The organism is Streptomyces sp. NPDC059851 (genome assembly GCF_042732005.1).
Taxonomy (GTDB): Bacteria; Actinomycetota; Actinomycetes; order Streptomycetales; family Streptomycetaceae; genus Streptomyces.
The window spans coordinates 18,593-30,420 of record NZ_JBHWJJ010000100.1 but is presented as its reverse complement, the minus strand read 5'-3'; the positions used below and the strand labels follow the sequence as shown (position 1 = coordinate 30,420).

Here is an 11,828-nt window from a genome sequence, read left to right as displayed (position 1 = left end):
ACATGAACGAGCGCTACGGCAGCCCCGTCGCCGCCTGGAAGTTCTGGCAGGCCAACCACTGGTACTAAGCCGCCAGTGGGCAGCACGCACACGCGAAGAAGGACGCTCGGCCGGGACCTCCCGGCCGAGCGTCCTTCGCGTATGCGTGTCCGCCGGGACAGGACGGGAAGGGGAGCGGTGGTGAGGGGGCACCCGGGGATCAGGGCCGCCCGGCGCCCGAGCCGTCGGACGGGGCGTGGGGCTCGGGACGTACGGGCGCAGGGCCTCGCCGTCGTCGGCGACCACTAGGATCGGCCGCCATGGAACTCGAAGTACAGATCTCCCGCCTGGCAGAGCTCGGCCTGCCGCTCGCGGCCGACAGGACCGTCGACGACCTGCTGTATTCGCTGCCCAGGGACCTGTTCGAGCGCAGGCCGTACGAACTCCTGCTGTCCATGATGGGCGTCGAGGTGGAACGGGAACCGTGGGGGCGGTGGTTCTGCGACCGGGCGTGGAGCTTCGACACCGAGTGCGTCCACGGTCCCGGCGCGTACGTCGCGATCGCCCGCGAGCTGTGCCGGATCGCCGGCCGTCCGGACGCCTTCACCGACGTGCAGGACCACGTGGACCTCGATTCCGGAGAGGCGTGGATCGAGTGCACCGTTGACGGCCGGCGGCAGCGCTGGACCGCCGAGGTGCACGACGACTGGGCGGACACGCTGGTGGTCAGCTACCTGATGGGCGACCTGGAGCAGGGCGGACACCGCTTCTGGACGCGGGGCAGCGGCCAGACCATGGGCTTGTACTTCCTCGACGGGGCTACCGCGCACGCGATCAACGGGCTGCTCGCAGACGGGCGACCACTGGTGCCGGTCCTCGCCGAGGTCAGCTGATCGCTGCCGGCCCGGGGCACGTCGGACCGTCGGCCCCGTGCTGCAGCAGGGGGTGGTGTGGCTGCGGTGGCCGGGAGCGCCGCTGTCGCACGGGTTTCTCCCTCGCCCGCGGGGCGGGGATGCCGCCCGCCCCGTTCAGCCGCGGACGGTCCCAGCCCGCATCGCCGTTCCGGCGGAGGGCCTTCAGGTGATTTCCGGCGCGGGCCGTAGCCGAGCGGTCAGGCCGTCGAAGTAGCCGCGGTGGAGGGCGACCAGGTCGATCCGCTCGGGGTCGAGCAGCCACAGCAGGTGGGCGCCCTCCAGGAAGGCGGCCACTTCGGCGGCCAGCGCCTCCGCGTCGATCCCGGGGTATGCCGTGCCGTCGGCCGCGGCGCGCGTGAAGAGTGACGCCAGGCGGCTGCGCAGCGCACGGCCGCGGTCACGGAACCAGGTGTGCAGGGGCGAGCCGGGGTCCAGGTTCTCGGCGGTCAGGGCCGTGTGGAGCGCGGCCAGTGCGCGTTCGGTGGCGGCGGTGTGCTCGGCGTCGCGTACGAACCAGTCGATCGCCTGCCGCAGCGTGGGCTCGGCGTCCGCAGTGATCGACAGCCGTTCGAGGGCACGCCGGTCGGCCTCCTGCAGCACGGCCCGTACGAGCCCGTCCTTGCTGCCGAAGTGGTGGATCAGGGCCGACGGGGTGACACCGGCCTGCGCTGCGACCGCGGCCACACCCGTGCCGCGCACTCCTTGCCGGGCGAACAGCTCGATCGCGGCGTCGACCATCGCGCGCCGGCGTTCCACGCCCCGCTTCTGCACCTGTCCCTTTACTCCTGCCATACGGATCAGAGTGCCCGGGGACGATCGTCGACGTCCAACCGACCCCGGCGCGGGAAACCGGCTGGCGCGGCACAGCACCAGCCATTAACCTGCACGACCATGCAGGAAAATAACGAGAAGATGATCGACGCCGGCGAAGTGCAGCTCTGGGCGGAGGACTTCGGAGTGCCCGAGGATCCGACGGTGCTGCTGTTGATGGGTGCGCAGGCCCAGGGCGTCCAGTGGAACGACGGCCTCGTACGCCGTCTGGTCAAGGGCGGCCGCCGAGTCATCCGCTACGACCACCGCGACACCGGCCGCTCCTCCCGGGTGGACTTCGCCGCGCACCCGTACACCGTGGCCGACATGGCCTCCGACGCCCTGGCCGTCCTGGACGGCTTCGGGGTGGAGCGGGCCCACCTGGTCGGGGCCTCCCTCGGCGGGGTCATCGCCCAGCGGCTCGCCCTGACCGACCCCCACCGTGTACTGACCCTGACCAGCCTCTCCTCCCAGCCGCTCGGCACGGACATGGTCGGAGCGGTCCAACGGGCCATGGCGGGCCTCGCCCCCCTGCCCGACCAGCTCCCGCCCCCGGCGGCCGACCTGCTGGTGGCCCTCGCCACGTCGTTCCCCGAGCCGGGGACGGGCCTGGACGGGTACCTCACCGCGCGGATGCCGCTGTGGCGGGTGCTGCACGGCCCGGACCTCCCCTTCGACGAGGAGGAGTACCGCGTGATGGAGGAGCTGGTCCATCGGCGGGCCGACGACATCGCCGCCGCGCTGAACCACACCCTCGCCGGGGCTGCGGGGGAGTCCTTCACCACGGCGGACCTCGCATCGGTCACCGCGCCCACCCTGGTCCTCCACGGCACGCGCGACCCGATGTTCCCCCCGCCGCACGCCGAGGCCACGGCCGCCGCCATCCCGGGCGCGCGCCTGACCATGCTCGAAGGGATGGGCCACACCCTGCCCGCGGCTCTGGACGAGCGTCTGGCGGCGGAGATCCTCGCCCACACCGGGCAGCCGCTCGCATAGGGTCGGCCCGCCCGCCGTCGGCCCGCCCGCCGTCGGTCTGCGGCGGGCCTGCGAACTGCGCCGCCGCGGTCGCCCGCCTGCCCGACCGCGCACGAGGGCGGGCCCGGCAGGCGGGTCGGCAAGAGAGGAGACAGGGGGGCGGCGGCGGTCACCGCCAGATGACGGCGCGCCAGCGAACCGGCCAGTTCTTCGAACTGCCCACGTTGCCCGCAACGCTCCCGGCCACGTTGATCGCGATCGGCTGGCTGCTGTCGACGCCGGCCGGAAGGGGGAGCGCGGTGACCCGCCCCTGCGCGTCCCACGTCACGGCGCGCTCGTCGGAGGTTCCGCCGCTCGTTCCCGCGTCGTTGACGCCCTTGACGAAGGCTCTGGCCGTGCCGCGCAGCACTTGGAGTTCAGTGGTGTCGTTCCCGTCCCACCGCACGGCGTGGTCCTTGACGGTCGCGACCACGACGTCGGCGTTGTTGATGCTCACTGCGCGCGCACCCGCGCCCTGCGACGGCAGGGCCTTGACCTTCTTGCCGAGCGGTGCGCGGACGGCCTTCCACGCGCCGGCCGCGTCGGTAGCCCGGCCGATGACCGTACCGAGGTCGTTGATCGCGGTCGGCTCGCTGTACGAGCCCCCCAGCGAGCCGAGGTCGTGGACACGGCCCGCGGTGTCCCAGCGTACGGCTCGGGTCTTCTCTCCGGGCACGTACACGTAGCCGGCGATCTCTCCCCACTCGTTGATCCCCGTGGCCCTGCCCCCGTCGGCCCGTGGGGGCAAGGCCAATACGGTCGCCCGGCCGTAGGCGTCCCAGCGCACGGGGCGCGTATGGCCGTCCGTCGAGGAGTGGCCGACGGCTATGCGGGAGTTGTTGATGTCCCGGACCTCGCCGTCGACGTAGCCCGGTGGCTCCTCGAGCCGGGTGAGGACACCTGATGCGTCCCACCGGGCGGCATGCCGTACACCGTCGGGCGTGGTGGTGAAGCCGGCGACGGTGCCGTCCTCGACGACCTCGACGGCGTGGCCGCCCACCCCTCCGTCGACGGCCTGCAGGCGGGTGACGGAGCCGTCGGCACCCCACCGCACGAGATGGCCGTTCGCGTCGTCGTCCAGCGAAAGCCCTACGACGTCCCCGGCGCCGTTCATCGCCTGGGCCGAACTGTTCGTGTGGCCCGGCAGGAGCGGCAGTTCGTACATCGAGACGCCGGCGTCGGAGGACGCGGACGGTGCCACCACCACGGACAACATCGCGGAAAGGACCACGGGTATCAAGAAGACCTCCCCTGTCTTCTCGGACTGGTACGGCGCCGGATTCAGACCGGCCACAGCCGGTCCGGTCCGCGCCACGGATCCGAACGCCCCCGCTCGCCCGTGTTGCTCCCCTGGGCGGCGGGAACCGATCGGCGACCGTGCCTTCCCCGGCGGAGGCACGGAGTGGCGTTCCTGAAGGACTCCGGACCGCTCGTCGGCCACCCCGCACCGCGGATGGTCGACCGCGGGGCACCGAGGATCGGATCGCAGACACCGAGCCCCGGTGTCACTCACGCCCGATCCCAGCGGCCGGAGGTGCGGCCGGGGCTATACGAAGACGTACAGCGCCCATCCCCTGGCGCCCTTGTAGACGCAGCCGTGCTCCCCGACGATCATGGAGCCCGCTTCGTAGCACTCGTCGCTGGTTGCGTAGTAGCCGACGAGTACGGGCGCCGCCGCTGTGACGGCCTCCTCCTTCGCCGGCCCGATCGGGGCGGCGGCGGAGGCGGCGTCCACGCCCCCGACAAGTGCGAGTGCCAGCACGGCACCGACAGCCCAAGCGTTTGTACGCACATGTCCTCCCTGGTTGATGGTCGCGTCGCCGACGCCAACGTAGGCTTCGCAGCAAGCTCAGACGGGCAGGCGGAACCATGCCTGTGTGCCGCCGTAGGTGCAGACGTGCTGCCGCACCTCTCGGCGGCTGCCGCCGCCGGACCCGGCGTCGTCCAGGCACAGGCCCGTCGAGGCGTTCTTGACGACCACCGCGCCGCCGCCGACATCGACCAGTTCCCAGCGTTCGAGGGTGCCGCCGCCGCAGAACTGCTGCGTGACCAGAGAGCCGGGCCAGTTGCCGTTGGCGCTGGCACACTTGCCGGAGTGGCGGGGCTGCAGTCGGGTGGTGGTGTCGGTACCGACGAACTGCGAGACGAACTGCTGGTTCAGCGCCCGCTTGCAGTCGAACTGCTGGATGACCGCGTTCGTGTACTGCGATTCGCCGCGGACATCCAGACATTTTCCGGTGACGGTGTTGAGGTACTGGTGTGCACCGCCGGGAACGGCCATGGGCTGGGCGGCTTGGGCGGAGGTGACGCCCCCGGCAAGGCAGGCCGAAGCGGCAGCAAGGGCCAAGGCGGCCGAGCGCAGACGTAACAGGGACGTTCGAACCACGGGAACTCCAACCTCATCATCACTTCGGCGGCCACGAGAACGGCAGACGACCTGCCACGCGAAGACCGACGTCGTCGCCGGGCCCCGCACGGTCGTCGTCATGTCCGAGGACAGCCTTGACGCCGAGAAAAGTACTGGGATCCACTGAGGGCTCGGCACCCGCCCATTTGGGCGGGTTGCGGCGAGGCACTGCATCCCGGGGGGGACATGGGGGTTCAGCGTGCGCGCAGATGGGGTGTCAAGGGCACCGGCCTCTTCCGGGCCGCGCACCTCTTCTACGCCGGCAGCGTGGTCATCACGGAGCCTTACGACATCCGCGCCATTGCCATCCTGGTGGCAGTGGGCCTCACCAGCGTGGTGCTGTACGCGTCGGCACTGAGGCGTGGCTGGTTCGCTCCCCACCTGGTCTGGGCCGACGTGCTGGTGACCGGCTGCGTGCTCCCGTGGATCGCGGTCGCCGTGATCTCCGAAGGGCCAGCTGTGGAGCCGCACGGCTGGCTGCTGGTCCAGGCGCTGTCGGCCGGTACGGCCGCCGTCGTGGGCCTCGGCTGGCGAGGGGCGGTCGTGTCGGTCGCCCTGCTGCTGATGACGTCCATGGCCGTTCACCAGGCGGTGCCGGAGTCGGAGTGGACGGTAGTTCTGGAGCACATGAGTGCCGTTCTGGTGTCCGTGGGCTTCGCGGCGGCGGGCTGGTGGTACCTGCGGCGCGAGGGATCCATGCTGGACGCCGCGCAGGAGCGGGCGGTTGCCGCCGAGACTGCTCTGGCGCGGCAGGCGGAGCGGACGATCCACCATGCGGCGCTCCACGACACCGTGCTCGCCACCCTCACCACGATCGCCGGCGGCCAAGTCGACGCCAACGCTGCGTCCGTTCGTGATCGTTGTGCCCGCGAAGCGGCTTACCTGCGGCGGCTGATCCAGCTCGCAGACGCCCCGCACCACGACAGCGGCCGGGTCCACCGGTGCGGGCCGCTGGGGGAGGGCGCAGCGAACACCGGGGCCGCGCTCGAAGAGGCCGTCCGCTCCGCGGAAGGTCTGGGGCTGACGGTCTTCGCGCAGTACCACGCCGTGCCGGACCTGCCCGGGGAGGTCGCCGAATCCCTGGCCGCCGCAGTGAGCGAGGCGTTCAACAACGTGCGCCGGCACGCGGGAACGGACGTGGCCTACCTCACCATCGTCGGCAGCTCGGCCGGGGTGGAGGTGACCGTAGCCGACCGGGGCATCGGATTCGACACCTCCAGGGCCGACCACCGCGAGACAGGTACCGGATTACGGCGCTCCATACAGGGCCGGTTAGCCACCGTAGGCGGCTCCGCAAGGGTGGACAGCCAGCCCGGCGAGGGCACCGTGGTCGAACTGCGGTGGCCGACGTGATCGACATCGCGGTGGTCGACGACGACCGGATGCTCCTGGACGGACTGCGCGCCTGGCTGTCCCGTCAGGAACGTCTGCGCCTCCTCGGGACCGCAGCCACGGTCGCCGAACTGCTCGCCGGTCCCGCGCGGCGGGCCGAGGTCGTGCTCCTGGACCTGGTGCTGCGCGACGGAACCGTGCCGGAGGCGAACGTACGGCGCGTACGGGCAGCGGGAAGCAAAGTCCTGATCATCAGCACGGTGGCCGACCGTGCCAGGGTCGTGGCGGCGGTGGCGGCCGGAGCCGCCGGCTACGTGACCAAGAACCACGCCCTGGACACCCTGGTCGAGGCCGTCACCACCGTGGCTGCCGGCGGCACGGCCCATTCCCCGGAACTCGCCTTCGCCTGGGCCAACGACACCAGCCCCACCCGGCCGCACCTGACGCCCCGGGAACTTCAGGTCCTGCGCGACTACGCCTCCGGACTGACCTTGAAGGCCACCGCCCGCCGGGCCGGAATCAGCGTCAACACCGCGAAGTACTACCTGGACCAGGTGAAGGAGAAGTACCGCCGGGCGAACCGTGCGGCGTACACGAAGACCGACCTGGCCCAACGGGTCCACGAGGACGGCTTGTACTTCTGACGGACGCCGGCCGGGAGACGCCCGACACCAGGGGCACCGCGCATCCGCCTCACCGCCAGCGGCGCGGACCACCGGGCGGGCGCCGGCTGCCCCGCACGGACGACGCCGTCCCGCGGCCGACCGGTGCGGCCAGGGTGGGGCCGCGCGGACCGGGGCGGACCCGCCGGGAGGCCCGGCGGGGCCGCGCGCGCCACCCGGGAAGACCCCACACCTGGTGAAGAGCGAGCCGCGCTTCGACGCACGGACCGGGCGCACCCCGGGCAATGACGACCCCGAGGAACCGGCCCCGCGAGTACCGCATCAGCTGGCCGGCACGGATCGGCCGGTGCAACGGATGTCGGCCGTCCCGGACCGTCCGCCGGTTGTCCGGCCAGGTCGGCGCCTTGTCCGAGTGGCGTACGAGTTGGTGTCCGCAAGGACAGGGGCGCCGATCAGCGCCTGCGAGGGGCCGCGCCCGGGACCGGGGGGAGCCGGAAGGTCCTCGTCAGGTGGCCCGCCGGCGCTGATCGCTTTCGCGGCGGATGACGTCGGTGCCCCGGATCAGGGCGTGGATGCGGTCCGCGAGGGCGGGGTCGGCCGGCCGGACGTGGGGCTCCGCGGCCGACAGCGGGGCGAGCAGGTCGGCGGGGTCGGTGGCGGCGAGCGCCCGGAGCACGTCGCCGAGTGAAGCCCGGCCGGGGGCGTCCAGGCCGGTGAGGGCGGTGACCTGGCCGGCGAGTTGTCGCAGGACTCCGGCGTTGTCACGGGCCCAGGCGTTGACGCTGCGCTGGGCGGCCCGCCGGTCGCGTATCGCCCGGACCCGCTGTTCGCCCGTGCTGCCGGCGGCGCCGGGGCGCAGCCGCAGGTAGCGGCGCTCGGCTGCTTGCCGACTGGCGACACCGAGCGGCCCGGCGAGGTCCGCCCAGCTGGCGCCGGCTGCCCGGGCGGTCTCGATGAGTCCGGGCTCCCAGTCGGCCAGCTGCTGGCGGACCTCGCGGAGCAGCAAGAGTGCGGCCAGTGCCTCCCGCGGGCCGTCGGGGGCGTCCGTGGACGGCCCGCGGGCGCTGCCGAGTGCACTCTCGATGGCCTCCAAGGCGGTGGCCGCGGCCAGGAACGACGCGGGCGCCCCGGGCTGCCCGGGGCTGGATGCCGGAGTGTCGGTCACGGTCTCCTCCCGTCACCGGGGCCGCCACAGACCCCGGGGCTGCTCGTCACCCTTACACTGACATTTCTGATGTCGTCCATTGGGTGAATCGCTTGCTTGTCATCGTCTCGGTGACATGTTACAACGGAGGTACCTGAACGCGCACTGGCATCCACTGCAGAGACATCAGGAGGTGTTTTCCATGCTGATGCGCACCGACCCCTTCCGTGAGATCGACCGCCTCACCCAGCAGCTTCTGGGTCCGGGTACCTGGTCGAAGCCGTCCGCCATGCCGATGGACGCCTACCGCGACGGCGACGCGTACGTGATCGCCTTCGACGTCCCCGGCGTCAGCAAGGACGCCATCGACATCGACGTCGAACGGAACATGCTCACCGTCAAGGCCGAACGCCGGCCGACGCCCAAGTCGGACGAGGCCCAGATGGAGCTCTCCGAGCGGCCGCTCGGAGTGTTCTCCCGGCAGGTCGTGCTGGCCGACACCCTTGACACCGAGCACATCGACGCCGACTACGAGGCAGGCGTGCTGACCCTGCGCATCCCGATCGCCGAGCGGGCCAAGCCGCGGAAGATCGCGATCGGTGACGGCGGCCGCAAGCAGCTCAGCAGCTGAGCCGGACCGGCCCGGCAAGTCGGTCTCCGCCCCTTGGCGGCGCGACGAAGGACGGGAGGAGGTCCTCCCCCTGCCCCGCCTCCCGTCCTTCCTCCCCTCGCCTGCCGCCCTCCCCGCTCCTTCCGCTCTTCCTTCCGCTCCTCCGCTCTCTCCGCCGTCCCCGCCCGGACCGCACCGGGCCCGTGCGGGGCGACAGAGTGCCGAAAGGCGATGCGCCATGACCCTGCGCCAGGACGCCTTCCTCGATCACGTGCAGGAGCGCGGCGAGTACACCACCCGAGAAGAGGCCGACCGCGCCGCGCGGGTCGTCCTCGCCCTGCTGGGCGCCCACCTCGTCGGCGAGGACCGCGCCCGCACCGCCGCCCGCCTGCCCGAAACGTATGCGCTGATCCTCCTCAACCCCCTCGCGGCGGCAGAACCGCTCGACGCGCAGCGGTTCATACGTGCGACCGCCGCCTGGATCGAGGGCGCGACGGAGCAGACCGCCGCCTGGGACGTCAGTGCCGTGCTCAGCGTCGTCGCCGACGCCCTCGACGACGACCTCCTCCAGCGGGTCATCCTCCAACTCCCGCCCGGCTACGACCTGCTGTTCGGCCGTCCCCGCCCCGTCTGACCCACCCCGCGCCGACGAGGGCCACCCCTTCCGTCTCCCCTCACCAACTCCCAACGACAACGAAAGGCACCCCCCGTGTTCGACCAGCCCGTCATCCACCGGCCGGCCCCGGACATGACCTACGAACAGATGCTGCAGGCCGTGCAATACGAAGGCGCCTACCCCGACACCGACCGCACGGCCGAATCCGTCCACCGAGTACTGGCCGCCCTAGGCCGCCGGCTGACCGGCCAGGAACGGGTGGATCTGGCCGCCCGCCTCCCCACCGAGGCCGCCCTGACCTTCACCGCCCAGGTCCCCGATTTCGACCGGCTCACCGGATGGGGCTTCATCAAGGACCTCGCCGCCCGTACCGGAGTCAGCCCGGCCACCGCCCGTTGGGACACCGGGGCCGTCCTCGCCGTCGTGGCCCGCCTCGCCGGGCCCGACCTCCTGGCGCGCATCCTGCGCAGCCTGCCCGGCGGTTACGCCCTGCTCTTCGGGCAGATCGACCTCACCGCAGCCAAGGCGTCGTGAGCACACGAGGTCTCCAAGAGCGGCTCCGGTGCCGAGGGTCATCGCAGGGGTCAGGCGGAACGGGCAGTCAGCCGACAATGGCGGGATGACCCGACCCAGAGTCCGTGTCGCCGCATACGTGATTCGCCATCGTGCCGTGCCCGAGCTGCTCACGTTCGATCACGTCGACGTACCGGAGGCCGGTACCCAAATCCCTGCGGGAGGAGTCGACCCGGGTGAAGGAGGGGAAGACGCGGTTCTTCGAGAGGTCGCCGAGGAGACCGGCCTGCTGACAGCCACGGTGGTCCGGCAGATCGCCGTGGAGGACAAGCCCCACCCCGACACGGGGCAGCCCCGACGAACCAGCTTCTTCTACCTCCGGGCACCCGCAGACACCCCCGACGCCTGGGAGCACCACGTCCACGGCGACGGAGACGACGCCGGCCTCACCTTCGCGTGCCGGTTCCTCCCACTTCCTCTGAAGCAACCACTGGCCGACGATCAAGACGCATGGCTGGGCCGGATCGACCCGCGATGGACCACCGTTGCCGGTGACGGGCGGTAACCATCCGCCGGCTCCGCACCCCCTGAACCTCGACGCCTCTACGGCGCGCCACCGGTCCACGCCGTTGGTTCAGCTGTCGGGCGTCCGGGTCGAACGGGGTTGAGTGCGCAGGGCGGGCAGTCGGGCGCAGTCTTCGGACTCGGCCAGGCTTTCGCTCAGGGCCAGCAGCGAAAGGAGTTGTACCGGGCGACCGGCTGTCGCCGCAGCCTCCAGTTTGTGGTGTCCGTCGAGGAGGAAGTGGGTCAGGCCCCAGTGCCGGTAGTGGTTGGCGGGCCTGCCGAAGGCGGGTTCGCACACGTCCAGGGTTGAGACCGCGACGGCCGTCGGAACCGTTCCGCGGCCCATGAGTTCCACGTACTCCTCGACCCGCTCCCTCCCGTTCCACGTCGGGGGGACCATGGGCACGACGAACTCGTAGAGGTGGGCCGACGCGTCGACCGTCGTCTCGAAGGTCCGGTAGTACGGCGTGTGCGGATACTCCGGGAGGCCCCAGAACGGGTCGAGCCCCCACGTGGCCACCTGCTCGCCACTGAAGTAGTCGCCTGCCCGACCGGGAGTGATCAGACGGGGCTCCACGCGGAGCAGCAGCGGCAGGTACTCGCCCTCCGGCAGTAGTGCACCGAACGCATCGATCACGCCGCCGTCGCCCGGATCTGCCAGCGTGCCGGTGAGCCGCTCCTGCACGCTCTCCAACGACAACGTCTGCCGTGCGGCCTCCAGCCGGCGGAACAGGAACGGGCAGGTTCCGCACCAGGGGCTGAGTTCGAAGGCCGGTTCCCCGTCGACCACGAGCAACCTGCGGCCCGGCCCGTCTCCGGTCTCCCGCCCCTCTGCGTCGAAGCGCAGCCGTGCCTCGGCGGCCGAGCCACCGAGCCGGCGCGGCTCACCCGATTTGATCACCACGGCCCGACCGTACGGGACGCTGCGGATCGGCACCACCCGCCGCTGCGGACACGGGCCCGGCCGATCGGCCGGGCCACGGCGCTCAGGACTCCGGGGCCCTGGAGCCGGCAGCGGACGTCGACGATGCCCTCGACGGCGCGGGTGCGCCTCCCGCCAGGTGCCCGCACTCGTGATCGGCGCGCCGTGGCACGCACAACCCCATGAATTGCAAATCTCTGCAATTCAATAGATGCTGTGGTCGTGGGGGGGGCCGGGGGGCGCCCGGCCACCCCCCCCCCCAAACCCCGGCCCCCCCCCCGCCCAACCCCCCCCCCCACCAACCCCCGTGCGCCCCCCCCCCCCCCCCCCCCCCCCCCCCCCCCCCCCCCCCCCCCAAAAGAGAGGGGCGGCCCCCAAAC

Annotated in this window: 14 protein-coding genes; 8 read left to right on the top strand and 6 right to left on the bottom strand. The window is 71.9% G+C overall.

What is annotated here, in order from left to right:
- Positions 1 to 299: 299 nt before the first annotated feature.
- Positions 300 to 872 (top strand): hypothetical protein, encoded by a 573-nt coding sequence (locus ACFV7Q_RS27745; protein ID WP_385432335.1) that lies wholly within the window; start codon positions 300 to 302, stop codon positions 870 to 872.
- Positions 873 to 1,055: 183 nt separating this feature from the next.
- Here ACFV7Q_RS27745 and ACFV7Q_RS27740 read toward each other — a convergent pair whose 3' ends face one another.
- Positions 1,056 to 1,685, bottom strand: a complete 630-nt coding sequence (locus ACFV7Q_RS27740; RefSeq protein ID WP_385432333.1) for a TetR/AcrR family transcriptional regulator — start codon at positions 1,683 to 1,685, stop codon at positions 1,056 to 1,058.
- Between the two features lie 99 nt (positions 1,686 to 1,784).
- Between ACFV7Q_RS27740 and ACFV7Q_RS27735 the strand changes: the two genes are divergently transcribed.
- Positions 1,785 to 2,699, top strand: a complete 915-nt coding sequence (locus tag ACFV7Q_RS27735; RefSeq protein WP_385432332.1) for an alpha/beta fold hydrolase — start codon at positions 1,785 to 1,787, stop codon at positions 2,697 to 2,699.
- A gap of 148 nt (positions 2,700 to 2,847) precedes the next feature.
- Here the strand turns inward: ACFV7Q_RS27735 and ACFV7Q_RS27730 are convergent, their stop codons facing one another.
- From ACFV7Q_RS27730 to ACFV7Q_RS27720, 3 genes are all read right to left on the bottom strand, one after another.
- Entirely contained in the window at positions 2,848 to 3,957 is a 1,110-nt protein-coding gene (locus ACFV7Q_RS27730) for a hypothetical protein (protein ID WP_385432330.1), read from the bottom strand.
- A gap of 306 nt (positions 3,958 to 4,263) precedes the next feature.
- Positions 4,264 to 4,509 (bottom strand): hypothetical protein, encoded by a 246-nt coding sequence (locus tag ACFV7Q_RS27725; RefSeq protein WP_385432328.1) that lies wholly within the window; start codon positions 4,507 to 4,509, stop codon positions 4,264 to 4,266.
- 57 nt (positions 4,510 to 4,566) lie between these two features.
- Positions 4,567 to 5,103 carry an RICIN domain-containing protein gene (locus tag ACFV7Q_RS27720; RefSeq protein WP_385432326.1) on the bottom strand — a complete coding sequence of 179 codons (537 nt, stop codon included), beginning with the start codon at positions 5,101 to 5,103 and terminating at the stop codon, positions 4,567 to 4,569.
- A 207-nt stretch (positions 5,104 to 5,310) separates the two neighbouring features.
- Here ACFV7Q_RS27720 and ACFV7Q_RS27715 point away from each other — a divergent pair, with 207 nt between their 5' ends.
- Together ACFV7Q_RS27715 and ACFV7Q_RS27710 are read left to right on the top strand one after the other, a co-directional pair.
- Positions 5,311 to 6,477, top strand: coding sequence for a sensor histidine kinase (locus ACFV7Q_RS27715; RefSeq protein WP_385432324.1), 1,167 nt, complete (start codon positions 5,311 to 5,313; stop codon positions 6,475 to 6,477).
- Positions 6,474 to 7,100: a response regulator transcription factor gene (locus ACFV7Q_RS27710; protein WP_385432322.1), complete on the top strand. Its 627-nt coding sequence runs from the start codon at positions 6,474 to 6,476 to the stop codon at positions 7,098 to 7,100. The genes ACFV7Q_RS27715 and ACFV7Q_RS27710 overlap by 4 nt, the downstream gene beginning before the upstream one ends.
- 484 nt (positions 7,101 to 7,584) lie before the next feature.
- Here the strand turns inward: ACFV7Q_RS27710 and ACFV7Q_RS27705 are convergent, their stop codons facing one another.
- Positions 7,585 to 8,244: an HSP18 transcriptional regulator gene (locus ACFV7Q_RS27705; protein WP_385432320.1), complete on the bottom strand. Its 660-nt coding sequence runs from the start codon at positions 8,242 to 8,244 to the stop codon at positions 7,585 to 7,587.
- 181 nt (positions 8,245 to 8,425) lie between these two features.
- Between ACFV7Q_RS27705 and ACFV7Q_RS27700 the strand changes: the two genes are divergently transcribed.
- The 4 genes from ACFV7Q_RS27700 (at position 8,426) to ACFV7Q_RS27685 (ending at position 10,527) form a co-directional block, all read left to right on the top strand.
- Positions 8,426 to 8,854 (top strand): Hsp20/alpha crystallin family protein, encoded by a 429-nt coding sequence (locus tag ACFV7Q_RS27700; RefSeq protein WP_385432319.1) that lies wholly within the window; start codon positions 8,426 to 8,428, stop codon positions 8,852 to 8,854.
- 217 nt (positions 8,855 to 9,071) lie between these two features.
- Positions 9,072 to 9,467, top strand: coding sequence for a DUF2267 domain-containing protein (locus ACFV7Q_RS27695; protein ID WP_385432317.1), 396 nt, complete (start codon positions 9,072 to 9,074; stop codon positions 9,465 to 9,467).
- 75 nt (positions 9,468 to 9,542) lie between these two features.
- Positions 9,543 to 9,983, top strand: a complete 441-nt coding sequence (locus ACFV7Q_RS27690; protein ID WP_385432315.1) for a DUF2267 domain-containing protein — start codon at positions 9,543 to 9,545, stop codon at positions 9,981 to 9,983.
- A gap of 85 nt (positions 9,984 to 10,068) precedes the next feature.
- Positions 10,069 to 10,527 carry an NUDIX domain-containing protein gene (locus tag ACFV7Q_RS27685; RefSeq protein ID WP_385432314.1) on the top strand — a complete coding sequence of 153 codons (459 nt, stop codon included), beginning with the start codon at positions 10,069 to 10,071 and terminating at the stop codon, positions 10,525 to 10,527.
- Positions 10,528 to 10,596: 69 nt separating this feature from the next.
- Here the strand turns inward: ACFV7Q_RS27685 and ACFV7Q_RS27680 are convergent, their stop codons facing one another.
- The gene (locus ACFV7Q_RS27680) at positions 10,597 to 11,430 is read right to left on the bottom strand and encodes a hypothetical protein (protein WP_385432312.1); all 834 of its coding nucleotides are present in this window, start codon (positions 11,428 to 11,430) and stop codon (positions 10,597 to 10,599) included.
- Positions 11,431 to 11,828: the final 398 nt, after the last annotated feature.